At 73.3% G+C, this 25854-nt stretch carries 19 protein-coding genes and 2 pseudogenes; 15 read left to right on the forward strand and 6 right to left on the reverse strand.

The annotated features are described in order from the left end of the window. Window positions 1-64 precede the first annotated feature (64 nt). The 4 genes from guaB to AC1WTP_RS06220 all read left to right on the forward strand — a co-directional run bounded on the left by guaB (window position 65) and on the right by AC1WTP_RS06220 (window position 5820). Window positions 65-1627, forward strand: coding sequence for an IMP dehydrogenase (gene guaB / locus AC1WTP_RS06205; RefSeq protein ID WP_481648256.1), 1563 nt, complete (start codon window positions 65-67; stop codon window positions 1625-1627). A 36-nt stretch (window positions 1628-1663) separates the two neighbouring features. Beyond that, the gene (locus AC1WTP_RS06210) at window positions 1664-2782 is read left to right on the forward strand and encodes a GuaB3 family IMP dehydrogenase-related protein (RefSeq protein ID WP_447134407.1); all 1119 of its coding nucleotides are present in this window, start codon (window positions 1664-1666) and stop codon (window positions 2780-2782) included. A gap of 80 nt (window positions 2783-2862) precedes the next feature. After that, complete coding sequence (locus AC1WTP_RS06215) at window positions 2863-4245, forward strand: M1 family metallopeptidase (RefSeq protein WP_481648279.1); 1383 nt, start codon at window positions 2863-2865, stop codon at window positions 4243-4245. A gap of 120 nt (window positions 4246-4365) precedes the next feature. Further along, a complete protein-coding gene (locus tag AC1WTP_RS06220; RefSeq protein WP_481648257.1) occupies window positions 4366-5820 on the forward strand; it encodes a M1 family metallopeptidase in 1455 nt (484 codons plus the stop codon). Between the two features lie 16 nt (window positions 5821-5836). On the opposite strand, the gene AC1WTP_RS06225 is transcribed toward AC1WTP_RS06220, so the two are convergent. Then, complete coding sequence (locus AC1WTP_RS06225; protein WP_481648258.1) at window positions 5837-6970, reverse strand: LCP family protein; 1134 nt, start codon at window positions 6968-6970, stop codon at window positions 5837-5839. Window positions 6971-7112: 142 nt separating this feature from the next. Between AC1WTP_RS06225 and AC1WTP_RS06230 the strand changes: the two genes are divergently transcribed. Beyond that, window positions 7113-8810 (forward strand): FAD-dependent oxidoreductase, encoded by a 1698-nt coding sequence (locus AC1WTP_RS06230; protein WP_481648259.1) that lies wholly within the window; start codon window positions 7113-7115, stop codon window positions 8808-8810. 153 nt (window positions 8811-8963) lie between these two features. Next, window positions 8964-10517: a glutamine-hydrolyzing GMP synthase gene (gene guaA, locus AC1WTP_RS06235; protein WP_481648260.1), complete on the forward strand. Its 1554-nt coding sequence runs from the start codon at window positions 8964-8966 to the stop codon at window positions 10515-10517. Window positions 10518-10524: 7 nt separating this feature from the next. Here guaA and AC1WTP_RS06240 read toward each other — a convergent pair whose 3' ends face one another. Further along, entirely contained in the window at window positions 10525-10857 is a 333-nt protein-coding gene (locus AC1WTP_RS06240) for a PspC domain-containing protein (protein WP_481648261.1), read from the reverse strand. 144 nt (window positions 10858-11001) lie between these two features. Between AC1WTP_RS06240 and AC1WTP_RS06245 the strand changes: the two genes are divergently transcribed. The 3 genes from AC1WTP_RS06245 (at window position 11002) to AC1WTP_RS06255 (ending at window position 14318) form a co-directional block, all read left to right on the forward strand. Continuing rightward, complete coding sequence (locus AC1WTP_RS06245; RefSeq protein ID WP_481648262.1) at window positions 11002-11949, forward strand: NUDIX domain-containing protein; 948 nt, start codon at window positions 11002-11004, stop codon at window positions 11947-11949. Window positions 11950-12060: 111 nt separating this feature from the next. Beyond that, the gene (locus tag AC1WTP_RS06250) at window positions 12061-12963 is read left to right on the forward strand and encodes an NUDIX domain-containing protein (RefSeq protein WP_481648263.1); all 903 of its coding nucleotides are present in this window, start codon (window positions 12061-12063) and stop codon (window positions 12961-12963) included. 419 nt (window positions 12964-13382) lie between these two features. Further along, window positions 13383-14318 (forward strand): CDP-alcohol phosphatidyltransferase family protein, encoded by a 936-nt coding sequence (locus tag AC1WTP_RS06255; protein ID WP_481648280.1) that lies wholly within the window; start codon window positions 13383-13385, stop codon window positions 14316-14318. Between the two features lie 53 nt (window positions 14319-14371). Here the strand turns inward: AC1WTP_RS06255 and AC1WTP_RS06260 are convergent, their stop codons facing one another. From AC1WTP_RS06260 to AC1WTP_RS06270, 3 genes and pseudogenes are all read right to left on the reverse strand, one after another. Next, window positions 14372-15619 (reverse strand): phosphatidylserine decarboxylase, encoded by a 1248-nt coding sequence (locus tag AC1WTP_RS06260; protein WP_481648264.1) that lies wholly within the window; start codon window positions 15617-15619, stop codon window positions 14372-14374. Window positions 15620-16095: 476 nt separating this feature from the next. Continuing rightward, window positions 16096-16359 (reverse strand): annotated as a pseudogene (locus tag AC1WTP_RS06265) (hypothetical protein); the annotation flags it as partial. Beyond that, complete coding sequence (locus tag AC1WTP_RS06270) at window positions 16356-18023, reverse strand: PspC domain-containing protein (protein ID WP_481648265.1); 1668 nt, start codon at window positions 18021-18023, stop codon at window positions 16356-16358. The gene AC1WTP_RS06270 and the pseudogene AC1WTP_RS06265, both read right to left, overlap by 4 nt. A gap of 197 nt (window positions 18024-18220) precedes the next feature. On the opposite strand from AC1WTP_RS06270, the gene AC1WTP_RS06275 reads away from it, so the two are divergent. The 3 genes from AC1WTP_RS06275 to AC1WTP_RS06285 all read left to right on the forward strand — a co-directional run bounded on the left by AC1WTP_RS06275 (window position 18221) and on the right by AC1WTP_RS06285 (window position 21483). Beyond that, on the forward strand, window positions 18221-19459 hold the full coding sequence (locus AC1WTP_RS06275) for a PspC domain-containing protein (RefSeq protein WP_481648266.1): 1239 nt from the start codon (window positions 18221-18223) through the stop codon (window positions 19457-19459). Continuing rightward, entirely contained in the window at window positions 19459-20145 is a 687-nt protein-coding gene (locus AC1WTP_RS06280; RefSeq protein ID WP_481648267.1) for a response regulator, read from the forward strand. The genes AC1WTP_RS06275 and AC1WTP_RS06280 overlap by 1 nt, the downstream gene beginning before the upstream one ends. Before the next feature lie 189 nt (window positions 20146-20334). Beyond that, window positions 20335-21483 carry a thioester domain-containing protein gene (locus AC1WTP_RS06285; protein ID WP_481648268.1) on the forward strand — a complete coding sequence of 383 codons (1149 nt, stop codon included), beginning with the start codon at window positions 20335-20337 and terminating at the stop codon, window positions 21481-21483. Window positions 21484-21780: 297 nt separating this feature from the next. On the opposite strand, the gene AC1WTP_RS06290 is transcribed toward AC1WTP_RS06285, so the two are convergent. Continuing rightward, on the reverse strand, window positions 21781-22515 hold the full coding sequence (locus AC1WTP_RS06290) for a PIG-L deacetylase family protein (RefSeq protein WP_481648269.1): 735 nt from the start codon (window positions 22513-22515) through the stop codon (window positions 21781-21783). 429 nt (window positions 22516-22944) lie between these two features. Between AC1WTP_RS06290 and AC1WTP_RS06295 the strand changes: the two genes are divergently transcribed. The 3 genes and pseudogenes from AC1WTP_RS06295 to AC1WTP_RS06305 all read left to right on the forward strand — a co-directional run. Next, window positions 22945-24588: a peptide ABC transporter substrate-binding protein gene (locus tag AC1WTP_RS06295; protein ID WP_481648270.1), complete on the forward strand. Its 1644-nt coding sequence runs from the start codon at window positions 22945-22947 to the stop codon at window positions 24586-24588. A 146-nt stretch (window positions 24589-24734) separates the two neighbouring features. Further along, window positions 24735-25661, forward strand: coding sequence for an ABC transporter permease (locus AC1WTP_RS06300; RefSeq protein ID WP_447134422.1), 927 nt, complete (start codon window positions 24735-24737; stop codon window positions 25659-25661). Further along, window positions 25654-25854, forward strand: a pseudogene (locus AC1WTP_RS06305) (ABC transporter permease); the annotation flags it as partial. The gene AC1WTP_RS06300 and the pseudogene AC1WTP_RS06305, both read left to right, overlap by 8 nt.

The following is a 25854-nucleotide window of genomic DNA, read 5'->3' on the forward strand; positions in this document are numbered from 1 at the left end:
CGTACGCCGGTGCCCGTCCGCGCCACCTCGCTGAAGCCCGTCCGAGCAGCTCAGGGGAGCAATCGTGGAAATTTCGCCCAGCACCGACCTGCCGAGCGGCGCCGACCACGCCGAGCTGGGCGGTCACCTGCCGGAGCTGCCCGCCGGCTCCGCCCGGGTGGTGCCGCTCGGGCTGACCTTCGACGACGTGCTGCTCCAGCCGGGCGAGTCGGACGTGGTGCCGAGCCGGGTCAACACGGTGACCAAGCTGACCCGCAACATCGACCTCAGCGTGCCGCTGCTGTCCAGCGCGATGGACACGGTGACCGAGGCGCGGATGGCGATCGCGATGGCCCGCCAGGGCGGCATCGGGGTGCTGCACCGCAACCTCTCCCTGGAGGACCAGGCGCTCCAGGTCGACCTGGTCAAGCGCTCCGAGTCCGGCATGATCACCAACCCGGTCACCGCCAGCCCGGGGGACACCCTGCGTGACGTCGACGCGCTCTGCGGGCGCTACCGGATCTCCGGCGTGCCGGTGGTGGACGGCGACGGCCAGCTGGTCGGCATCGTCACCAACCGCGACATGCGCTTCGTCTCCGACCCGGCCACCCCGGTCCGCGAGATCATGACCCGGACCCCGCTGGTCACCGCGCCGGTCGGGGTGAGCAAGGAGGACGCGCTCGGCCTCCTGCGCCAGCACAAGGTGGAGAAGCTGCCGATCGTCGACGACTCCGGCAAGCTGCGCGGGCTGATCACGGTCAAGGACTTCACCAAGAGCGAGCAGTACCCGAACGCCACCAAGGACTCCGCCGGCCGGCTGCGCGTCGCCGCCGCGGTGGGGGTCGGCGAGGACGCCTACAAGCGGGCCCGGGCGCTGGTCGACGCGGGCGTCGACGTGCTGATCGTGGACACCGCGCACGGCCACCAGCGGGCCGTGCTGGACATGGTCCGCCGGCTCAAGTCCGACGTCACCATCGACATCGTCGGCGGCAACGTGGCCACCTACGCCGGCGCCAGGGCGCTGGTCGAGGCCGGCGCCGACGGGGTGAAGGTCGGCGTCGGGCCGGGCGCCATCTGCACCACCCGGATCGTCGCCGGGGTCGGCGTACCGCAGATCACCGCGATCATGGAGGCCGCCCGGGCCGCCCGCCCGGCCGGCGTGCCGGTGATCGGCGACGGCGGCATCCAGTATTCGGGCGACATCGCCAAGGCCCTGGTCGCCGGGGCCGACACGGTGATGCTGGGCAGCCTGCTGGCCGGGTGCGAGGAGAGCCCCGGCGAGCTGATCTTCATCAACGGCAAGCAGTACAAGGCGTACCGCGGGATGGGTTCGCTCGGTGCCATGCAGTCGCGCGGCCAGGGCAAGTCCTACTCCAAGGACCGCTACTTCCAGCAGGACGTGCTCGCCGAGGACAAGCTCGTCCCCGAGGGCGTGGAGGGCCAGGTGCCCTACCGCGGGCCGCTCGCCACGGTCGCCCACCAGCTCGTCGGCGGGCTGCGCGCGGCGATGGGGTACGTCGGCGCGGAGAGCATCCCCGAGCTGCACCGGCGCGGCCAGCTCATCCGGATCACCGCGGCCGGGCTCAAGGAGAGCCACCCGCACGACATCCAGATGACGGTCGAGGCGCCCAACTACCACTCCCGCTGACCCCACCACCACCCCCGAAGACACCTGGAGTCCCCCATGCGTGACGTGGTCGAGATCGGGCTGGGTAAGACCGCGCAACGCGGCTACCACCTGGACGACATCGCCATCGTGCCGAGCCGCCGGACCCGGGACGTCGACGACGTCTCGACCAACTGGCAGCTCGACGCCTACCAGTTCGGCATTCCCTGCGTCGGGCACCCCTCCGACGCCACGATGAGCCCGGCGTCCGCCGTCCGGCTCGGCCAGCTCGGCGGCCTCGGCGTGCTCAACGTCGAGGGCCTGTGGACCCGCTACGAGAACCCGACCAAGGTGCTCGAGGAGCTGGCCGCGCTCGACGAGGACGCCCGCGCCACCAAGCGGCTCCAGGAGGTGTACGCCGAGCCGATCCGCCCGGACCTGATCGCCGAGCGGGTCCGCGAGCTGCGCGCCGGCGGCGGGACGGTGGCCGTCCGGGTCTCCCCGCAGCACACCCTGGCGCTGGCCCCGGTGATCCTGGACGCCGGCGTGGACATCCTGGTCATCCAGGGCACCATCGTCTCCGCCGAGCACGTGTCGACCACCGACGAGCCGCTCAACCTCAAGGAGTTCATCGCCGACCTCGACCTGCCGGTCATCGTCGGCGGTTGCACCGACTACAAGACCGCGCTGCACCTCATGCGCACCGGCGCGGCCGGCGTGATCGTGGGCATCGGCGGCGACGAGTGGTCCACCACCGAGTCGGTGCTCGGCATCCGGGTGCCGATGGCGACCGCGATCGCGGACGCGGCGGCGGCCCGCCGCGACTACCTCGACGAGACCGGCGGCCGGTACGTGCACCTGATCGCCGACGGCGACATCCAGACCTCCGGCGACATCGCCAAGGCGCTCGGCTGCGGCGCGGACGCGGTGATGCTCGGCGAGCCGCTGTCGCTGTGCACCGAGGCGCCGGCCGGCGGCGCCTGGTGGCACTCGGCCGCCAGCCACCCGTCGCTGCCGCGGGGCGCGTTCGAGGTCGCCGGCGAGCCGCTCGGCTCGATGGAGCAGCTGCTCTTCGGCCCGGCCGACGAGCCGGACGGGCAGCTCAACCTCTTCGGCGGGCTGCGCCGGGCGATGGCCAAGTGCGGCTACCGCGATCTGAAGGAATTCCAGAAGGTCGGCCTGGTCCTCGACCGCTGACCCGTCGCAAGTCGCCCTTCCCGCACCGGCCGCGCCGTTAGGCTCGGCCGGTGCGTCGTACTCGTGACCGGCTCAACCGCATGGTCGTCGCCGCCGTGGTGGCGGCGGTGGCGTTCACCGCCTGCACCGGACCCGACCGCGACGACGGCCGCTTCCGCCCCGGCGCGGCGGATCTCGCCGACCCGTACGTGCCCGGCGCCGGCAACGGCGGGTACGACGTCGCGCACTACCGGCTGGTGGTCCGCTACGACCCGGCGACGGACCGGCTCACCGGCCGGGCGCAGCTGACCGCCACCGCGACCACCGGCCTGTCCCGGTTCAACCTGGACCTGGCCGGCCTGGACGTCTCGCGGGTGACGGTCGGCGGGGCCGAGGTCGAGCACCGGCGCGACGGCGACGAGCTGGTGGTCACCCCGGCCACGGGCCTGGCCGGGGGCAGCCGCTTCGTCGTGGAGGTGGAGTACGGCGGGGTGCCCGCCCCGGTCCCCGACGGCGTGCTGGGCAGCGGCGGCTTCCTGCACACCGCCGACGGCGCCGTCGGGCTCGGCCAGCCGCACTCGGCGGCCACCTGGTTCCCGGTCAACGACCACCCGTCCGACAAGGCCACCTACGACATCGAGGTGACCGTCCCGGACGGGCTGGCCGCGTTGAGCAACGGGGTACCGGGGGAGCGGACGAGTGCGGGCGGCTGGACCACCTGGCGGTGGACCGAGCGGGCGCCGATGGCCAGCTACCTGAGCACGCTGGTGATCGGCGACTACCGGGTGCGGACCGGCACCCACGCCGGCAAGCCGATGGTCACCGCCGTGCCGGCGAGCCTGCCGGCGACCGGCCCGGCGGCCGCCTCGCTGGCCCGGACGGGGGAGATCGCCGACTTCCTGGCCAGCCGCTTCGGGCCGTACCCGTTCGACTCGTACGGCGGGATCGTGGTCACCGACGACCGGATCGGCTACGCGCTGGAGACCCAGTCCCGGCCGGTGTACGGGCCCGGCTTCTTCCGCGACGGCCGGCCGAACACCGGGGTGGTCGCCCACGAGCTGGCCCACCAGTGGTTCGGCAACAGCGTGGCGCTGACCCGGTGGAGCGACATCTGGCTCAACGAGGGGTTCGCCAGCTACGCGGAGTGGCTCTGGGAGGAACACGACGGCGGCCGCACCGCGCAGCGCAACTTCGAGCTGCAGTACGCCGCCACCGACTGGTCCCGGCCGTCCGTCGACCCGGGACCGGCGCAGCTGTTCGGCACGGCCGTCTACAAGCGCGGCGCGCTGGCCGTGCACGCGCTGCGCCGTACCGTCGGTGACGAGGCCTTCTTCCGCATCCTGCGCAGCTGGACCGCCGAGCGGCGGGGCGGCAACGCCACTACCGCCGACCTGGTCGCGCTCGCCGAGCGGGTCGCCGGGCGGTCGCTGCGGCCGCTTTTCGACGCCTGGCTGGTCGGTGGCAGCGCGCCCGCCCTGCCGTGACGGGTCCTTGATCGACGGTCGGTAGGCTGCCGCCGGGCGGGCCGGCCGTGGTGCGGTCCCCCGGTGGCCGCCGCGCGCCGACCGGCCGGGCGGCCCGTCGGCGCGGGAAGGGGCGAGGCGATGGCGCTGTCGCGGCGGGTTCTGCTGGTCACCGGCCTGCTGATGGTCGGGGCGCTGGGCGTGGGCGGGTGCGGGTCCGCGGCGGAGCCGGACGTCACCTCGGCCGCCCCGACGTCGGGCGCCGGGCGCCAGTTCAAGCCCGGGGCCGCCGGGGTGGGCGACGAGTACTTCCCGACCTACGGCAACGGCGGCTACGACGTCGGCCGGTACACCGTCCGGGTGCGCTACGACCCGGCGAAGGACCGGCTCACCGGCACCACCACCGTGCAGGCCGCCGCGACCGCCGACCTCTCCGCGTTCAACCTGGACCTGGCCGGGCTGACCGTGCGCGCGGTGACGGTGGACGGTGCCCCGGCCCGGCACAGCCGCAAGGGCGACGAGCTGGTGATCACGCCGGCGCGCGGCCTGATCGCCGGCAACGGCTTCGTCGCCGAGATCAGCTACGACGGTGAGCCGGAACCGCTGCGCAACGAGGCGCTCGGCGAGGGCGGTTTCCTGCACACCGCCGACGGCGCCATCGCACTCGGCCAGCCGGAGTCGGCGAGCACCTGGTTCCCGGTCAACGACCACCCCTCCGACAAGGCCGCCTACGACTTCGAGATCACCGTGCCCGACGGGCTGACCGCGGTGAGCAACGGCGTGCCGGTGGGCCGGAGCAGCGCGGACGGCTGGACCACCTGGAGGTGGGCCGAGCGGGCGCCGATGGCCAGCTACCTGAGCACCGTGGTGATCGGCAAGTTCCGGCTGACCCGGGGCGAGCACAAGGGACGGCCGGTGTTCCACGCGGTCACCACCCGGCTGGCCGAGGGCGCGGCGGACCGGTCGATCGCCGAGACCGTGAAGGTCGCCGACTACCTGGAGCGGCTCTTCGGCCCGTACCCGTTCGAGTCGTACGGCGGGGTGGTGGTCTCCGACGACCGGATCCGGTACGCGCTGGAGACGCAGAGCCGCCCGGTCTACGCCGCGTCCTTCTTCCGGGACGGCGAGAACACCGGGGTGGTCGCGCACGAGCTGGCCCACCAGTGGTTCGGCAACAGCGTGACGCTCGCGAAATGGCAGGACATCTGGCTCAACGAGGGGCTGGCCACGTACGCCGAGTGGCTCTGGGCCGAGCACGACACCGGCCGGAAGGCGGAGCAGACGTTCGAGGTGCGCTATCAGGGCGCCGCCAGCCGGGTGTGGCGCATCCCGCCGGGGAAGCCGGGGGTGGAGAACCTGTTCAGCGAGTCGGTGTACCAGCGCGGCGCGATGACCGTGCACGCGTTGCGGGTGGCGGTCGGCGACAAGGCCTTCTTCGAGATCCTCAAGACCTGGGCGGCGGAGAAGCGCGACGGCAACGCCACCACGGCCCAGTTTGTGGCGCTGGCCGAGCGGATCTCCGGCGAGCGGCTGGACGACCTCTTCGACGCCTGGCTCTACGGCACCGAACGCCCCGACCGCCCCGAGCGGCTCTGACCGCCCGCCCGGCGGGTCAGGTCCGGATCCGCAGCTGCGGGTGCTGGGCGAGGTACGCGTCGGCCCGGCCGGCGCGCAGCGCGGTGAGGAAGTCCCGGCCGGTCCCGGTGAGCTGCTCGCCGCGGTAGCCGCTGCCCCGGCCGACCGCGGCGCCGGGGAGTCCGACCAGGACGAACCGGTCCGCCGGCAGCCCGCCGAGGGCGTACGCGAACTCGACGATCCGCCGCCCGCCGGCGGCGGAGTAGAGCAGTGTGTCGCCGAGCGCGGCGACCACCTGCTCGACCCGTTCCGGCTGCCGGGCCAGGTTCTGGTCGAGGATCTTGCGGACCAGCGCGCGGATCAGTTGCTGCTGGTGCCGTTGCCGGGCGTAGTCGCCGCCGGTGAGGTAGCGCTGCCGGGCGTAGTCGATCGCCTGCCAGCCGGTCAGGTGCCGCTGGCCCTTCTCGTAGACCATCTGCGGCCCGCTGTAGCCGCCCGGCGCCGGGTCGCGGTGCCGGCCGTCCGGGCGGCGGTGCCGCGAGACCACCCGCTGGTCGACGTAGACGTCCACCCCGCCGAGGGTGTCCACCAGCTTGTCGAAGCCGCCGAAGGTGAGCACCGCGCCGGCGTCGATGCGCAGGCCGGTGTAGCCGCTGACGGTGCTGCGCAGCAGTTCGTACCCCTGCGCGGTGCTCGGCTGCTTGGGCTTGCCCGGCACCCGGCTGCCGTAGCTCATCGCGTGGGTGAGCTTGGTCCGCCCGCCCCGGTACCCGGCCTTCGGGAAGGCCGGGATGTCCACCACCAGGTCGCGGGGGAGGGAGAAGAGGTACGCCCGGCCCAGCCCCTTCGGCACGTGCAGCACCAGCACGGCGTCGGCGTGCGGCTCCCAGCCGGGCACGCTGACCCGGGTGTCCACCCCGACCAGCAGCAGGTTGAGCGGGCCGGTGATGTCCGCCCCCGGCGGCGGGCCGGTCGGGCTCGGGCTGCCGCTCGGCGTGGTGCCCGGCGTGGGGGAGGAGGTGACGCCCGGGGTGCCGGCGACCGGCGTCCCGGCGTTCCGGTCGACCAGCCGGGTCACCACCACGGCGCCCGCCGCCACCAGCACGACGGCGGTGAGCACGACCAACCCCAGCAGCCAGCGCCGCCGCGGCGTCCGCGATCCCAGCACCATGTCCGACCCCTCTCCCCGTACCTGACTCAACGCTCCGACGGCGGCCTCGGGTTCGTCCGGGGCGGCGGGCGGTGGCCGGGGGTGCATGATCGCGCGAAAACTGCCCCTGGCGCGACCGCTACTGACCGGTAATGATGCGTCCATGCGGTACGAGGTGCTGGTCATCGGGTCCGGTTTCGGCGGCAGCGTCACCGCGCTCCGGCTCGCCGAGAAGGGCTACCGCGTCGGTGTCCTGGAGGCCGGGCGGCGCTTCGCCGACGACGAGTTCCCGCAGACCTCCTGGCGGCTGCGCCGCTTCCTCTGGGCGCCGAAGCTCGGCTGCTACGGCCTGCAACGGATCACCTTGCTCCGTCCCGCCGACCGTCGGGCCGGCGGCGGGGTGATGGTGCTCTCCGGCACCGGGGTCGGCGGCGGCTCGCTGGTCTACGCGAACACCCTCTACGAGCCGCTGCCCGCCTTCTACGACGACCCGCAGTGGCGCGACATCACCGACTGGCGCGACGAGCTGGCCCGCCACTACGACCAGGCGAAGCGGATGCTCGGCGTCACCACGTACCCGATCCTCACCGGGGCGGACCGGGCGATGCGGGCGGTGGCCGACCGGATGGGGGTGGGGCACACCTTCCACGCCACCCCGGTCGGGGTGCACATCGGCCGCCCGGGCGAGCGGGTGGCCGACCCGTACTTCGGCGGCGCCGGCCCGGAGCGCACCGGCTGCACGCACTGCGGCTCCTGCATGACCGGCTGCCGGCACGGGGCGAAGAACACCCTGGTGAAGAACTACCTCTGGCTGGCCGAGCGGCTCGGCGCCGTGGTCCATCCGCTGACCACGGTGACCGCCGTCCGGCCGGCCGCGGGCGGCGGCTACGCGGTGGAGACCGTCCGCACCGGGGCGTGGCTGCGCCGGCGCCGTCAGGTGATCCACGCCGACCAGGTGGTCTTCGCCGCCGGCGCGCTCGGCACCCAGCGGCTGCTGCACGAGATGAAGGCCACCGGCGCGCTGCCCGCGCTCTCGCCCCGCCTCGGCGAGCTGACCCGGACCAACTCCGAGGCGATCCTCGGCGCCTCGGTGCCGCGCCAGCGGGCCCGCGCGCAGCGGCTCGACTTCACCGAGGGGGTGGCGATCACCAGCTCGTTCCACCCCGACCCGCAGACCCACATCGAGCCGGTCCGCTACGGCCGGGGGTCCAACGCGATGGGCCTGCTCCAGTCGCTGCTGGTCGACGGCGGGCCGCACCGGGTGCGCCGCTGGGTGGCCACCCTGCTCCGCCAGCCCGGCACGGCCGCCCGGATGCTCTCCGTGCGCGGCTGGTCGGAGCGGACGGTGATCGCCCTGGTGATGCAGTCCGCGGACAACTCGCTGACCACCCGGTTCCGGCGCGGCCCGCTCGGCCGGCGGCTGGTCTCCGGCCCCGGCCACGGCGCGCCGAACCCGACCTGGATCCCGGCCGGCAACACCGCCGCCCGGCTGCTCGCCGAGGAGATCGGCGGCGTGCCCGGCGGGTCGCTCACCGAGCCGTTCGACATCCCGATGACCGCGCACATCCTCGGCGGAGCGGTGATCGGCGCCACCGCCGCCGAGGGTGTGATCGACCCCTGGCACCGGGTCTACGGCCACCCGGGGCTGCACGTGGTGGACGGCGCGGCGATCTCGGCGAACCTCGGGGTGAACCCGTCGCTGACCATCACCGCCCAGGCCGAACGCGCCATGTCCTTCTGGCCCAACCAGGGCGAGGCGGACCCCCGCCCCCCGCTCGGCTCGCCGTACGTCCGGCTCACCCCCGTCGCCCCCCATCACCCGGCCGTGCCCCCGCACGCCCCCGCCGCCCTCCACCCCTGACCCACCCCCCACCCCGCGATCTTGCGCTTGCTGCCCCCGAGGTGCGACTTCTGCCCCGTTTGTCGGGGCGGGAAGTGCAAGATCGCGTATTGCGGGTGCGGTGCGGCGGGGCGCGGCCGGGGCGGGTCGTGACTGTGGGTAGGCTTTCTGCACATGAGCACGCCTCGCCCCGTCCTCGTGGTGGACTTCGGAGCCCAGTACGCCCAGCTCATCGCGCGCCGGGTGCGTGAGGCCAACGTCTACTCGGAGATCGTGCCGCACTCGATGCCGGTCGCCGAGATGCTGGCGAAGCAGCCGGCCGCGATCATCCTCTCCGGTGGCCCGTCCAGCGTCTATGCCCCGGGCGCGCCGCAGATCGACGCCGGTATGTTCGACGCCGGGGTGCCGGTCTTCGGCATCTGCTACGGCTTCCAGGCGATGGCCCGGGCGCTCGGCGGCACGGTGGCCCGCACCGGCAACCGCGAGTACGGCGGCACCCCGCTGCGGGCCCGCCCCGAGGCCGGCGTGCTGCTCCGCGAGCTGCCGGACGACCTGCCGGTCTGGATGAGCCACGGCGACTGCGTCACCGAGGCGCCGGCCGGGTTCACGGTGACCGCCGAGTCGGCGGGCGCGCCGGTGGCCGCGTTCGAGGACCTCGCCGGCCGCCGGGCCGGCGTGCAGTTCCACCCCGAGGTCGGTCACACCGCGCACGGCCAGGAGATGCTCCGCCGCTTCCTGCACGACATCGCCGGCATCGAGCCCACCTGGACGGCCGAGAACATCATCGACGAGCAGGTGGCCCGGATCCGCGAGCAGGTCGGCGACAAGGAGGTCATCTGCGGCCTCTCCGGCGGGGTCGACTCGGCGGTCGCCGCCGCGCTGGTGCACAAGGCCGTCGGTGACCAGCTCACCTGCGTCTTCGTCGACCACGGCCTGCTGCGCGCCGGCGAGGCCGAGCAGGTGGAGAAGGACTACGTCGCCGCCACCGGGATCAAGCTCAAGGTGGTCGACGCCGCCGACCGGTTCCTCGGCGCGCTGGCCGGGGTTACCGACCCGGAGCAGAAGCGCAAGATCATCGGCCGCGAGTTCATCCGGGTCTTCGAGGCCGCCGCCCGCGAGGTCGCCGCGCACGGCGACGTCGAGTTCCTGGTGCAGGGCACCCTCTACCCGGACGTGGTCGAGTCCGGCGGCGGCACCGGCACCGCCAACATCAAGAGCCACCACAACGTCGGCGGTCTCCCGGAGGACCTGAGGTTCGCCCTGGTCGAGCCGCTGCGCACGCTCTTCAAGGACGAGGTCCGGGCGCTCGGCCTCCAGCTCGGCCTGCCCGAGGCGATGGTCTGGCGGCACCCGTTCCCGGGGCCCGGCCTGGCCATCCGGATCATCGGCGCGGTGGACCGGGAGCGGCTGGACGTGCTGCGCCGGGCCGACCTGATCGCCCGGGAGGAGCTGACCGCCGCCGGCCTGGACCGCGGCGTCTGGCAGTTCCCGGTGGTGCTCCTGGCCGACGTGCGCAGCGTCGGGGTGCAGGGGGACGGGCGCAGCTACGGGCACCCCGTGGTGCTGCGCCCGGTCTCCAGCGAGGACGCGATGACCGCCGACTGGTCCCGGCTGCCGTACGAGGTGGTCGCGAAGATCTCCACCCGGATCACCAACGAGGTCGCCGAGGTCAACCGGGTGGTGCTGGACGTGACCAGCAAGCCGCCGGGCACCATCGAGTGGGAGTGACTCGGCCTCACGCCGCCGGCGGGTAGGTCGGCGGCGCCGGCTGCCCGGCGGCGGTCGGCGGGACGGTGGGCTGCGCCACGGTGGGCGGCGCGCCCTCCGCCGGGTGCGGCCAGGCCGGCGCGCCGGCCGGCTCCTCGGGCATCAGGAACCACATGATCGGGTACGCGAGCAGCGCGAGCCCGCCGGTGAGCAGGCCGCTGACGGCGAAGACGACCCGGACCAGGGTGGGGTCGACGGCGAAGTAGCGGCCGACGCCGCTGGCCACGCCGGCCACCATCCGGTCGGTGGTCGGGCGGCGGAGCTGCTTGTACGGGGCCTGGGGAGGGCTGGTGTGTGTCATGCCTCCAGCCTCCGCGCGGCCGGTCGGATCGACCTCGGTGACCGCCCGGACCTCTACCCTGACCGACCCCTGATCCGGGAGCCTTGAGTCAGGAATCTGACTCTTTTCGATGCCGGTAACCGGCGCCGGGGAGAATTTCCTCCCGTGACCACCTCGCTGAAGCCGCTGCGCAGGATCGCGGCATACGCAGTCTGTGCTGACCCGCTCGGCCGGGTCCTGCTGGTCCGCGCGTCCGAGCGCTCCGGCACTCCCGGCACCTGGTCGTTGCCCGGCGGGGCGGTCGACCACGGCGAGGACCCGAACCACACGGTCGTCCGCGAGACCGCGGCCGAGACCGGGCTCTCGGTGACCGTCTCCGGCCTCAGCGACGTGCTGGCCGACATGCGGGCGCTGCCCGAGCGGGGCATCACCATCCACACCGACCGACTGATCTACCGGGTCTCGGTCCGCGGTGGGACGCTCACCGACCGGGTGGACCGGCCGACCGACCTGGCCCGCTGGTTCACCCGGCAGGAGGCCGCCGAGCTGCCGCTGCGCTCGTTCACCGCGCGCGCCCTGGACCTGCCCGCCTCCTCCGCCGACGTGGTGCCGGACGAGCCGCCGGAGTTCCCCTCCTTCTACGCGGTGCCCGGCCCGGACGGGCTGCACCGGGCGCAGCGCTTCGCCGCGTACGCGGTCTGCACCGACCCCGAGGGGCGGGTGCTGCTCACCCGGGTGGCCGACGGCTATCCCGGCGCGGGCTGCTGGCACCTGCCCGGCGGCGGCACCGACTACGGCGAGCAGCCGGGCGCGGCGCTGATCCGCGAGCTGGTCGAGGAGACCGGGCAGACCGGGCGCCTGGTCGAGCTGCTCGGGGTGGCCAGCCACCGGGACGCCGCCTCGCTCGGCCCGGAGGGCTACCCGATCGACTGGCACGGCGTGCGCGCCTTCTACCGGGTGGTGGTCGACCAGCCGGCCCCGCCGACCGTCGCCGACGTCGGCGGCTCCACCTGCGAGGCCCGCTGGTTCGCCCCCGCCGAACTCGGTGCCCTGCCCACCGACCGCCTCACCGAGGTCACCGCCGAAGCCGTCCAGGCCGCCCGCCTGGCCTGACCCACCCCGCCGACCCCGCGGCGACCACGAGGTTGACCGGGCGGCACGCCGCGTCGGGTGCCGCTAACCTCATGATCGACGGGTGGAGCCGGCGATGCGGGGGAGCAGCGGGTGGTCCGGGAAGCGCGGCGGGTCGGGGCGTACGGGGTGTGCGAGGGCGCCGGCCGGGTGTTGCTGGCCCGGGGCTCGGCCTCCTGCCCCTTCCCCGGGGTCTGGCAGCTGCCGGGCGGCGGGGTGGAGCACGCCGAGCACCCGGCGCGCGCGGTGGTCCGCGAGTTAGCCGAGGAGACCGGCCTCGCCGTCGAGGTGACCGGGCTGCGGGCCGTGCTCGCCGACGTGACCACCTACCCCGATTCCGGTGTCGCGGTGCACACCGACCGGCTCGTCTTCGACGTCGTCGTGCGGGGCGGCGAACCGCGGCCGGAGCCGGCCGGCGGCAGCGACGCGCTGTCCTGGTTCACGCCCGCCGAGGCGACGGCCGTGCCGCTGATGCCGTTCACCGCCGACCTGCTCGGCCTGCCCGTCACCCCGCTACCGCCGGGCCTGCCCCGGGCGCTGCCGGCCGGGCCGGCCGCCCCGCCCGACCGGCGGCTGCGTTTCGGCGCGTACGGGCTGGTGACCGACCCGGCCGGACGGGTGCTGTTGACCATGATCGCGGACGGCTACCCGGGGGCGGGCCGGTGGCACCTGCCCGGCGGCGGCACCGACCACGGCGAGCAGCCGGTCGCCGCGCTGCTGCGCGAACTGGTCGAGGAGGGCGGCCAGCTCGGCCGGGTGGTCGAGCTGATCGGGGTGGACAACCTGCACAACCCGGCCGCCCTCGGCCCGGAGGGGCGCCCGCTGGACTGGCACGGCGTCCGGGTGATCTACCGGGTGGTGGTGGACGCGCCCACCGAGGCCCGGGTGACCGAGCTGGCCGGCGGCTCCACCGCGCGGGCCGCCTGGTTCACCCCGGAGCAGCTGGCCGGGCTCCCGCTCACCGAGATCGCCGCGAAGGTGGTCCCGCGCCGCTGACCGGCCGCTCACCGCCGCGTCGTGCGTGGTCGGTCACCGTCGTCGGGCGTGATCGGACATCGGGGCGGAGAGCGCCCGGCCGCCGAGCCGATGTGGGGGTGCTCCGGTACAGTCGAGGTGGGGTTGGTGGAGGAAACGGGCGATGAGGCCCGAGATGGGAATAAGAGAGCGGTTCGCGCGGTTTAAGGGAGATATAAGTACCGCCGGCAGCTATCGCCAATCCCCGTTCCCCTATGCGATGGTGTACTCCGCAAAACGGCTGCCGGGCCAGAGCGGTCCGGCACGAGACAGCCGGACGCCCCCGCCCGAGCGGCGGGCCAGCCGATCCGGTGATGGAGGAAAACGTGCCGAGAGCCATCTGGCGCCGGCGTCGTACGACCGACAGTCCGCGCCCCGCAGGGCGTCGCTGGGCGGGCCCGCTGCGCCGCAGCGGCACGTTCGCCCGCCAGGTGCTGCTGGTCCGGGTGGGTCGCCGCGACGGTGACCTGCAGTCCGCCGACGTGGCGCTGCCGGAGCACCGCTACGCCGACCGGCCGCGCCGCCGGTACGGCCTCAGCCGCCGGGCCGAGATCGAGGCGGTCATGCCGGTCAGCCCGGAGGCGGTCATGCCGGTCAGCCCGGCCCTCGCGCCCGCCGCGCCGGTCGACGAGTCGCCCTCGATGTCGATCCCGTTGCTCCCCGGCGAGCGCTCGGCCACCCGCCGGATGAAGTTCGCGGTGGTCAACGGGTGCACCCTGGCCAGCCTGATGCTCGGCATGCTGGCGATCTTCCTCGCCATGCAGGGCGAGGTGCGGATGGCCGCGCTCTGCCTGATCGCCTGCGTCGCCTTCGACGGCCTGGACGGCGCGCTGGCCCGCAGGCTCGGGGTGGCCAGCCCGTTCGGCGCGCAGATGGACTCGCTCGCCGACATGTGCTCGTTCGGCCTCGCCGCTCCGGTGGTGGTCTACGCCTCGCTCGCCGGGTCGGTCTCCACGCCGGCCGCCGCGGTGGCCTGCGCGTTGGTCGCGGCGTGCGCGGCGATCCGGCTGGCCCGGTTCAACGTCTCGCCCAAGGACGGCCGGTTCTTCTGCGGGGTGCCCACCACGATGGCCGCCGCGGTGCTCGCGCTGACCGTCGCCATCGGGCTGCCGGTGCCGGGCCCGGTGCTGGTGGCCGGGGTGGCCGTGCTCGCCTTCACGATGGTCTCCAGCTTCCCGTACGCCAAGCTCGCCCGCCTGGTCAAGCTGCCCCCGTGGCTCTGGCTGGCCCCGGTGATCGGCGCGCTGGTCGACGTGCGGCTGACCTTCGCCCTGGTCGTGGTCGGCTACCTGGTCAGTGGTCCGGTGCTCTGGCTGCGCCAGCGCCGCACCGCCTGACCCGTACCCGAGAAAAGGGGCGCCGCGATCCCGCGGCGCCCCTTTTCGTCTGCTCAGCGCCAGCGGGCGATGACCGTCGAGCCGCCGACCACCTTGTCGCCCGGGCCGACCAGCGGCTCGGCGGCCTCGGCTGGCAGGTAGACGTCGGTCCGCGAGCCGAACCGGATCAGCCCGAAGCGCTCGCCCCGGGCCAGCAGCGTCCCGACCGGTGCCCGCTGCACGATCCGGCGCGCGATCAGGCCGGTGCGCTGCGCCACCACGACCGTGCCGTGCGGAGTGTCCAGCACCGTGTACGCCGCCACGTTGTGCTCGGCGGCCGGCTTCATCGCGTTGACGAAGCCGCCGTCGGCGACGAAGTAGTCGACCACCTTGCCGGCCACCGGCGACCGGTTGACGTGCACGTCCAGCACCGACAGGAAGACCGCGACGCGCAGCCACTCGGCGTCGCCGAAGCGCTCGTCGTGCAGCCGCTGCACCGACAGCACCTGGCCGTCGGCGGCGGCGACCACGGCCGACGGGTCCTCGGGGACGTCCCGTTCCGGGTCCCGGAAGAACGCCGCGACCGGGGCGGCGGCCAGCGCGGGCAGCAGCCAGAGCTTCGACTTCGGCCGGGCCATCCGGGCCAGCGCGGCCAGCCCGAGGCTGATGCCGGCCGCCGCGACCCCGTTCGAGTCGATGTGCATCGTCCGGGTCAGCGGGACGCTCGACGGGCGGTAGGCCGGGGCCAGCCGGGTCGCCGCGGCGGCGTCGGCCGGGGTGAAGCGCAGTCGGTGCACCCGTACCGGCGGGGAGTTGCGCAGCACCAGGTCGGTGCCGACGCCGTACAGCGCGCTCTGTCGGTCGAGTTCGGCCGCGGCGCCGGCGGTCCGGCCCGGGACGGTGGCCACGCTGAGCACCGCGCCGTCGGCGAGGTACTTCGTCAGGGACTCGATGCTGGTGCGGGCCTCGTCGGCGGTGCCGACGAACGCCTCACCGGCGACGACCACGGCGGCGGGTTCGGCCTCGGCGAGCGTGTCCACCACGCGGACCCGCTCGGCGACCCACCGGCCCTGGGCGGTGACGTGCTCCCGCAGCCCAGCGGAGCTGGCCGCCCCGGCCGGCACGAGGGTGAGCGTGTCACCGGGCAGCAGCGCCTCGATCGCCGCGGCCAGCACCGCGGACTCCGGGGTTGCGCCGACCAGCAGGGCGGCCTTCGGGTCGTTGATCCGGGCGAACTCGGCGACGAGGGTACGGGCGGCTCGCTCGCCGAGGCGGACCGGACCGGGCCGGCCGGAGGTGCGCACGGCGGGGGACTGGGTCATGTCGGACGGGCTCCTGACGGGGGTAGCGACGGGCATCGCGGCGGACCGCCACGGCGGCGCGGGCCGGCCGGCGGAGGCGAAGGGCTCCACCGGCCAGCATAGGCGTCCCCGGACCGGGGCCGCACCGGCGCGGGTCAGCCGCGTGAGGTCTGCTCACCGGCCGGCGGCCCGGTCACCGGCGCCCCGGTGGGCCGCTCGGGCCGGCCCTCCGCGGCCCTCGGCCGGTCCTCCTCGTCCGGCCGGTCCGCGCCGACCCGCCGGTCCTCGTCGGCGGGCCGGTCCTCGACCCCGTCGAGCGGCCGGTCGGTCACCGCCTCGGTCGGCCATTCGTCGGCCTCGTCCCGCCCGGTCCCGCCCGGACCGGCGATCGGGGCGCCGGACATCGGCGCGGACACCTCCCACTCGGACCGGCCGGTCGCCCACCCCGGCGCGTCCGCGGTCGACGGGTCCGCCGCCGCCGGCAGGTCCCAGGCCGTCCGGTCGACCTCGGCGGGCCCGGTGCCGGCGTCCGGTGCGGCCGCGGCCGGTGCGCCGGGCTGCTCCTCCCGGCCGGCGGACCGGCCGGAGCGCAGCGCGCCGACCAGGCCGAGCAGGCCGATCAGGATCAGGGCGCCGGCCAGGAACCAACCCACCGGCGGCAGGGCCAGCCCGAGTAGCTGGGCGAGCAGCCACCAGGCGGAGAGCCCGACGAAGATCAGCCCGAAGGCGAACGAGACGGCGTCCGTGCGGTGGGCCTTCACCGGGTCACCTCCAGGTTGCCGGCGTTGACGTGGATGTAGAGGCGCAGCTTTCCGCCGCCGGCGCCGTCCGGGCCGAGGTCCGTGGTCTCCCGCGGCGGACCGTCCAGCCCGCCGGAGCGCCGGCCGAAGATGTTCGCGTCACCGGCGTTGACGTCCGCGACCGTGGTCACGTCCACGTTCGGCGGCACCACCACGGTGGCCTCGCCGAAGTTGATCGACACGGTGATCTCGGTGTCCTTCTTGTCGAAGTCGACCGCCCGCAGGTCGAGCACCGCGTCGCCGAAGCTGTTCTCGTAGCGGACGGCGAGGTCGCGGTAGTCGGTGGGTGCCCAGGTGACCGCGCCGTCGACACCGCGGACCCGGTCGTACGACTCGGCGACGGTGGCCACGGTCAGCGCGGCGGCGGTCACCAGGCCGAGCGCGATCAGCCAGCGGGCCCGGCCGAACCAGGTGCCGACCAGCAGGCCGAGACCGATGGTGGCCAGCGCCGCCGCGAAGTACGCCGACGCGCCGACGGCGAAGACGTCCAGCAGGTCCAGCACCGCGACCACGCCCAGGGCGAGGAAGATCAGCGAGAAGGTCACCGCGCCCAGCGGGGACCGCTCGCGCGGCCGCTTCGGCGGCTTGGGCGGCTTGGGCGGCTTCGGCGGTGCGGGCGCCGCGGCGGTCTTCCCGGCGTACGGGCCGTGCGGGGCGAACGGGGCCCGGTAGCCGGTCGGCGGCAGCGGCGCGGTGACCGGTTGACCGCTGGTCGGCGCCGCGGAACTGGTCGGCGCGGCCGAGGGCCAGCCGGAGGTGGGCGGGGCGGGCGGCCAGCCGGTGGCCGGACCGGCTGCGGGGGGCCAACCCGTGGTCGGCGCGGCCGGCGGGGCCGGCGGCCAGGCGGGCAGCTCGGCGGTGGACTCGGCCGGCTGACCGGAGACCGGCGGGGCACCCACCTCGCCGGTCGCGTACGCCGGGGCGGGGGCCGCCGCGGGCACGACCGGGCCGGCCGCCGGTGCCGGGTACGCCGCCGGCGCGGGGTAGCTGACCGGCGGGACCGGACCGGGCGGCGGCGTCGGCGCGGGCGGGACCGGACCGGCCGCCGGCCGGCCCCGGTTCTCCCGGTTGAGCAGCAGCGCGCCACCGATCAGGATGGCCGCGCCGAGCAGCACCGCCCGGAACGCGTCGGTGACGATGTAGCCGAAACTGACCGCGACCAGGATGCTGAGCACGATCACGGTGACCGGGGACATGCTCGACCGGCCCCGGCCCAGCATCGACTCCACCGGGGAGGCGCTGTCGCCCTCGCCGGGGATGATCAGCCACGCGGTGACGTAGACCAGGATCCCGATGCCGCCGAAGAAGCCGAGCACCGCGAGCAACACCCGCCACAGCACCGGGTCGGTGTTGGTGGCCCGGCCGATCGCCGCGCAGACGCCGGCCAGGTAGCGGCCGTCACGCGGGCGCACCAGCCCGTACCGGGAGGTGAAGCCGGTGGTGCCGGGCGGCGGCAGCGGGCCGGCACCGGGTGTCCCGGCGTCGCCACCGGCCGCGGGCGGCGCGGCCACCGGCGGCGGCGTCCCGAACATGCCGGACGCGGTCCCGCCGGCGGCGGGCCCGGGTGGCGGTCCACCCGGCTGTGCCGCCCCGGGACGGGGCGACTGGGCAGCTTCCTCGGTCATGCCCTCGATCCTGCTGCGCCGACCGCCCGGACGACCTCAGGACCCGACCCTGACGCCACCCTGAGATCCCGGCGCGCCGAATGTCGGGGGCGTCCCCGTGGCCGGGCGGTGGCGCAGCGTGTGACGATCGAACCGGCGCCGGCAGCGGACGGCTGCCCGCCCCCGCCCACCAGATCAGGGAGCCTCCGATCAGCACCGTGACCCAGCCACCGCGCCTCTACCGCGCCCCCGAGCACCGGATGGCCGCCGGGGTGGCCGCCGGCATCGCCGACCATCTCGGCATCTCGGTGGTCCGGGTGCGGATCGCCTTCATGGTGCTGCTCGGGCTGAGCGGGCTCGGCCTGCTGCTCTACGCGGCGTTCTGGGCGGTGGTGCCGCTGCGACCGGGTGACACCGCGGCGCCGCCCCGGCGTGACGTCGCCCAGCTGCTGCCGTTCGTGGCGATCGGCCTCGGCGTGCTGCTGATCCAGGTGATGGTCTTCGACTCGGTCGGTGCGGCCGGCACCGCCGGCTGGCTGGTCGCGATCATCGCGGTCGGCGCCGGGGTGATCTGGCACCAGTCGGCCCCGGAGCGGCGGCAGCGGTGGGGCGAGTCGATGCCGGTGCCGTGGCTGGGCGCGGTCGTCGAGGAGAGCGACCGGCGGGCCTTCGTGCTCCGGTTCATCGGCGGCGGGGTGCTGGTCGCGGTCGGCATCATCGGCGTCGCCGCGGTCTACTCCCCGGCCCAGAACTTCGACGCCGTGCTCAACGGGGTGATCTTCGCGCTGGTCGGCCTCGCCGGGGTGGGCGTGGTGGCGGCGCCGGTGCTCTGGCGGACGTACAACCAGCTCCGCTCCGAGCGCGAGGGGCGGATCCGGGAGCAGGAGCGGGCCGAACTGGCCGCCATGGTGCACGACCAGGTGCTGCACACCCTCGCGCTGATCCAGCGCAACGCCGGCGACGTGAAGACCGTCCAGCGGCTCGCCCGGGGGCAGGAGCGCTCGCTGCGCAACTGGCTCTACAAGCCCACCGCGTCGCCCACCGAGCGGCTCGCCGCCGCGCTGGAGCAGGCGGCCGCCGAGGTCGAGGACACCTACGCGATCACCGTCGAGGCCGTGGTGGTGGGCGACCGGGAGACCGACGAACGGGTCGGCGCGCTGGTCGCGGCGGCCCGCGAGGCGCTGGTGAACGCGGCCCGGCACGCCGGGGTGCAGACCGTCTCGCTCTACGCCGAGGCCGAGCCCGATCAGGTCAGCGTCTTCGTCCGGGACCGGGGGAAGGGCTTCGACCCGGATACGGTGGAGGATCACCGGCACGGCGTCCGGGGTTCGATCGTCGGGCGGATGAAGCGGCACGGCGGCCGGGCGGAGATCCGCTCCGGGCCGGGGGAGGGGACCGAGGTCCGGTTGATTCTGCCGATCTCCCGGGACTCGTCCACAGCGGAAAGGGACAGATGATGGCCGAGCAGTCGATGGAACCGGTCGACCCGGCGGGCGCCCGCCCGGAACGGCTGCGGGTGTTCCTCGTCGACGACCACGCCATGTTCCGCGCGGGGGTCCGCGCCGAACTGGGCGCGCACGTCGAGGTGGTGGGCGAGGCGAGCACCGTGGCCGAGGCGGTCAGCCGGATCGCCGCCACCCTGCCCGACGTGGTCCTGCTCGACGTGCACATGCCCGACGGCGGCGGCCGTGCGGTGCTCGACGCCATGCGGCGTACCCACCCGCAGGTGAAGTTCCTGGCGCTGAGCGTTTCCGACGCGGCCGAGGACGTGATCGGGCTGATCCGGGCCGGCGCCAGGGGCTACGTCACCAAGACCATCTCGCCGGACGAGCTGGCCGCCGCGATCCGGCGGGTGGCCGACGGCGACGCGGTGTTCAGCCCCCGGCTGGCCGGGTTCGTGCTGGACGCCTTCGCCGCCCGGCCGGACGCCCCGGTCGCCGACCCGGAGCTGGACCAGCTCACCAACCGGGAGCGCGAAGTGCTCCGGCTGCTCGCCCGGGGATACGCGTACAAGGAGATCGCCAAGGAGCTCTACATCTCGATCAAGACGGTCGAGACGCACGTGTCGAACGTGCTCCGCAAGCTCCAGATGTCCAACCGGTACGAATTGTCCCGCTGGGCGGCTGATCGTCGCCTGGTGTGACCTATTCCTCTTCCTCGACAATCCGGACAGATGCCACGGATCTGGTCCGCAGGGGCTGACAGGCGATCAATTCGCGTCCGATAATTCCCCGTCGCGTTCCCGCGCGCGGGTGGTGCGTATCCCGCGGGAACGGCGGCTCACGCGACCCGCCCGGAGCGGGTCACCCCTGGGGAGAGGTACACGAATCTCATGATCGGACAACGAGGACGGCGCTGGGCGCGGATCGCCCTGGGCGCCGTCGCGGGTGGTGCGCTGGCGCTCGGCTTCGCCGCGCCAGCCGCCGCCGAGACCTCGGCCACCGGCATCGCCAGGTCGGTGAAGGGCAGCAGCGTCAAGCTGATGCTCGACGATCAGCCGCGCAGCGTCGGCGCGCTGGCGCTGGAGGTGGACCAGAAGCGACTGGTGGTCTTCTGCATCGACTTCCACACCCCTGTCGCGAGGGACCAGAAGTACCAGGAGGGCACCTGGAGTGAGTCCGAGGTGGACAACCTCGGCAAGGTGCAGTGGGTGCTGACCCACGGCTACCCGAACGCCGACCGGGCCAAGCTGCTCGCCGCCGCCGGCGCCACCCTGCCCGCCGGGGCGGACGCCGACAAGCTGCTCTACTTCGGCACCCAGACCGCCGTGTGGCACTTCAGCGACGGCATCCGGTTGGGTGCCTGGGTCGAGGGCCAGAAGCTGCTCGGCAAGAAGCAGTACGAGGTGATCAAGAAGGTCCACGACTATCTGGTGGACAAGGCCACCGACCAGCCGGAGCCGAAGGCCGAGCTGACCGTGGACCCGGCGGGCGCCAAGGCCACCGTCGGTGAGCAGGCCGGCCCGTTCACGGTGAAGGGTCCGGCCGGCGAGATCGCCCTCAAGGTCACCGGCGGCGTGGCCGTCGACGCCGAGGGCAAGCCGGTCACCGCGACCACCAACGGCGGCCAGTTCTGGCTGACCGCCGAGGGTGCCGGGGGCGTTGAGGTGACGGTCTCGGCCAAGGGCTCGGTCTCCTTCGGCCGGGTGTTCCTGTTCGCCGGCGGCAAGGACGAGAAGCAGAAGCTGATCCTGGGCGGCAGCAGCGACGAGACGGTGACCGCCAAGGCGGCCGCCACCTTCACCGCGGCCCCGTCGTCGCCGACCCCGTCCGCGACGCCGAGCACGCCGGCCGGGACGCCGTCGCCGTCGGCCCCGGCCGACAGCCCGGCGCCGTCCACCTCGCCGGCCTCCAACGGTGGGAACCTACCGCTGACCGGCTCCCCGACCGCCACCGCGATCACCGCCGGTCTGGTGCTGCTCGCCGCCGGCGCGGTCACCGTCCTGGTGGTCCGGCGGCGCAAGGTCCGCTTCACGGTCTGACCCACCGCAGGTCGACGCTCCGGCCCCGGCACCCGCGCAGGCGGGCGCCGGGGCTGGACCCGTTCCAACCGACGGCCGCCCGGCCGCGACCGCCGATCGAGACTCTAATGATCCTCTGATCCGCAGCAGGGCAGGAAAAGCCGTTCTCGCCTCTCCAACGTCAGATGATCATCGTCGTGGGTTGGGTGGGTTGGGTGGGTTGGGTGGGTCCGGTGGGCCCGGTGGGCCCGGTGGGCCCGGTGGGTGGGGAGGAATCCGGGTGCGGGTGCCGTGGCGAGCGGGGTCGGTGGGGTCGGGTCACTCGGTGCGGAGCACGGTGAACGCCTCGGCCAGCCGGCCGGCCGGCAGGCCGGCGTTGTCGGCAGCCGTGGTGAGCCGGTCGCGTACCCAGGTGGGCACATCCAGCCGGGCGGTCTGCGAGTGGTGCGCCCGCATCGCGGCGACCCGGCGGTCGTACTGGGCGGTGACGTCGACGACGTGGTCCGGCGCCGGACCGCCGGCGAACCAGAGTTCCCGGACGACCCACGGCTCCAACCCCTCGGCCAGCAGTTCCGGGAACGAGTACCGGTTGCGCGCGTCGGGGTAGACGGCGCAGGTGGTGGCCTCGCCGACGGCCTGGTGGTCGGGGTGGCCGGGCCCGACCAGGTGCTCCCACCGGCGCAGGGGCGAGCTGGTCAGCACGCGTTCCGGGCGGAACCGACGGATCGCCGCGGTGATCTCCCGGCGCAGCGCGAGCGTCGGCGTGATCGTCCCGTCGACGTAGCCGTCGAGGAAGTCCACCCGCCGGACGCCGACCGCGGTGGCCGCCGCCCGCTGCTCGTCCTCCCGCCGCCGGGGCACCAGCTCGCGTGGCACGCCGTCGAACTCGCCCCCGTCGCCCCGGCTGACGATGAGGTACCCCACCTCGATGCCCTCGTCCACCCAGCTTGCTATTGTGCCCGCACAGCCGAAATCCATATCATCCGGATGGGCAAATACGGCCAGCGCTCGGCTGACCTCGGAGAGCACCGGAGCCGACGCGGGGAAGCTCACAGCCCCTCAGCCTACGCCCGTGCCGGTGCCTCGCGTGGGTGTATCTTTGCAGCTCAAGGCGGCGCCCCCGGCGCGTTTCATGATCCTTTCTCAAGTATCGGCAACGTGGCGAGCAACTAACGTCTTGATAACGGCACCTTCACGCAACCGGCAAGTGGGTGTCACAGTGGCAGCACCTCACCCCTCGTGTGAGGCACTCCGTACGGCCTGACGACCACCTCCGCCGCCGCGAGCGGCGCGGTTGGTGGTCGTGCCGTGTGTGCGTGCCGAGCGTGGTGGGTGGGGTGGCCCGGCGGATCGGTACCTCAGGGTGTCCCGATTTCTCTGCGGTAGGACCGGCGGCCCGCGGTACGGGGCCGGCGGCGGTGTCACCCCCCAACGTGCGTGAAACCCACGACGAACCAGGTTAGAAAGAGGAGGCCCCTCGGAATGAGAGTCTCGAAGCGGGCAACGGGCGCCGTCGCGCTGGGCGCGGCCTTCGCGCTCGTCGCGTCCGGCTGCTCGGGCAGCGACGGCGACGGCGGCGACGCCGGCGCCAGCACCGACGGCGCGATCACCATCGAAGGCACCCAGCCGGAGAACCCCCTGGTGCCGTCGAACACCACCGAGACCGGTGGTGGCAAGATCATCGACTGGATGTGGACCGGTCTGGTCGAGTACCCCAACGACGGTGGTGCTCCGAGGAACGCCCTCGCCGAGTCGATCGAGACCAGCGACTCCAAGGTCTACAAGATCAAGATCAAGGAGAACACGAAGTTCCACGACGGGACCCCCGTCAAGGCCAAGAACTTCGTCGACGCCTGGAACTGGGGCGCGTACTCCCCGAACGGTGCCCAGAACGGCAGCTTCTTCGCCGACATCCAGGGCTTCACCGACGTCCACACTGAGGACCCGGACGGCGCCGAGGGCCCGCAGAAGGCCCCGGAGCCCAAGGCCAAGGAGATGTCCGGCCTGAAGGTCCTGGACGACTGGAGCTTCGAGGTCACCCTCGCGGCCCCGACCGCCGTGTTCCCGACCAAGCTCGGCTACAGCACCTTCATGCCGCTGCCGGACGCGTTCTTCACCCAGAAGGCCGAGGAGTTCGGCCGCAAGCCGATCGGTAACGGCCCGGTGAAGTTCGTGTCGTGGGAAGACGACGTCATGATCAAGCTGACGCGCTTCGACGACTACCAGCTGCGCGACAAGATGAAGATCAAGGACGTCAACGTCAAGATCTACCAGGACGACACGGCCGCCTACAACGACCTGCTGTCCGGCAACATCGACTTCATGCAGCAGGTTCCGATCTCCTCGCTCGCGGGCGACAAGTGGAAGACCGACCTGGGCGAGCGGGCGATCTCCTCGACCACTCCGTCGACCGGCATCATCGCCTTCCCGATCTACGACAAGCGCTTCCAGAACCCGAAGCTGCGTCGGGCGATCTCGCTGTCGATCAACCGGCAGGAGATCAGCGACAAGATCTTCTTCGGCAACCGCAAGCCGGCCGACAGCTGGGCGAACCCGCTGACCCCGGGCGCCGCGCCGGGTAACTGCACCGCCTGCCAGTTCAACGTGGACGAGGCCAAGAAGCTCCTGGCCGAGGCCGGTGGCTTCAGCGGCAAGCTGACCCTCGCCTACAACGCGGACGCCAGCCACAAGGAGTGGATGGAGGCCGTCGCCCAGCAGATCAAGACCAACCTGGGCATCGACGCCGTCGCCGAGGGTGTGCCGACCTTCGCGGTGTTCCGCCAGAACATCAACGCCCACAAGATGACCGGCATGTACCGCGCCGGCTGGCAGCAGGACTACCCGGACGTGGAGAACTGGGTCAACCCGCTCTACGTGACCGGTGGTTCCTCGAACGACGGTCTGTACAGCAACAAGGAGGTCGACCGCCTGGCCAAGGAGGCCAGCAGCGCGCCGAGCCTCGAGGCCTCGCACGCCAAGTTCGCCGAGGCGGTCAAGCTCATCGACCAGGACGTTCCGTCCGTGCCGATCTACTTCGGTGGCCAGCAGTCCGGCCACTCGGAGAAGGTCAAGAAGATGGAGCTGAGCAACGTCGGCGAGCTCGACATCACCTCGGTCGAGCTCTGATCCGAACGGTCTGACCCCGGGTCGGGCTCACCTACCGGTGGGCCCGACCCGGGCCGTTCCGTGAGCAGGTGTTACAACATCTCCTCGCAAGGTCTGTCATCCCCGTGTCGGCCGTCCGACGCGCCCCCTGTCTGGAGGACCACCCCATGGGCCGTTATCTGTTGAGACGGCTGCTCCAACTCATCCCGGTCTTCATCGGCACCACGTTCCTGATCTACTGGCTCGTGTGGTCGGTGCCGGGCGACCCGTTCGCCGGCAAGTGTGGTGAACGCGCCTGCCCGGACGCGTACGTCAACATGATGACCGAGAAGTACCAGCTTGATGAGTCGATCTGGGTGCAGTACGCCACCTACATGCAGAACCTGTTCCAGGGCGACTTCGGCTCCACCTACGGTGGCCGGCCGATCGGCGACATCATCGCCACGTCGTACCCGAACACGCTGAAGCTGGCCGTCGTCGCCCTCGCCATCGAGGCCCTGATCGGCCTCACCGCGGGCGTGCTGACCGGCCTGCGCCGCAACGGCTTCCTGGACAACCTGGTCCTCGTCTCCACGCTGTTCCTGATCGCGCTGCCGGTCTTCGTCATCGGCTTCGTGCTGCAGTGGGTGCTCGGTGTGCAGTGGGGCATCGTCAAGCCGACCGTCTCCAACGAGATGCGGCTCTCGGAGCTCATCGTGCCCGGATTCGTGCTGGGTAGCGCCTCGATGGCGTACATCGCCCGGGTCTCGCGGACGAGCATCGCCGAGAACCGGCGGGCCGACTACGTGCGCACGGCGATCGCCAAGGGCCTGCCGATGCGCCGAGTGGTCGGGGTGCACCTGCTGCGCAACTCCCTCATCCCGGTCGTCACGCTGCTCGGCACCGACCTCGGCGCCCTGATGGGTGGCGCGATCGTCACCGAGGGCATCTTCGGCATCAACGGGATCGGTCGCCAGGTCTTCCGCGCGATCGTCACCAAGGAGAGCGCTACCGTTGTCTCCATCGTGGTGGTCCTGGTGCTGGTCTATCTGCTGATGAACCTGCTGGTCGACCTGCTCTACGCCGCCCTGGACCCGAGGATCCGCTATGAGTGACCCGAGTACCGCATCGATCGTCAGCACCCCCCGTCCCGAGCAGCCGACCGAGATCGGCGCGCCGGTCAACGCCGGGCTGCCGGAGAGCGCCCGCAAGGAGAAGCCGCGCGGCCTGCTCGGGGACGCGTGGCGTGACCTGCGCCGCAAGCCGCTGTTCTGGATCTCGGCGACGTTCATCGTGATCTTCCTGGTG

The sequence above is a fragment of the Micromonospora sp. R311 genome (genome assembly GCF_056780015.1).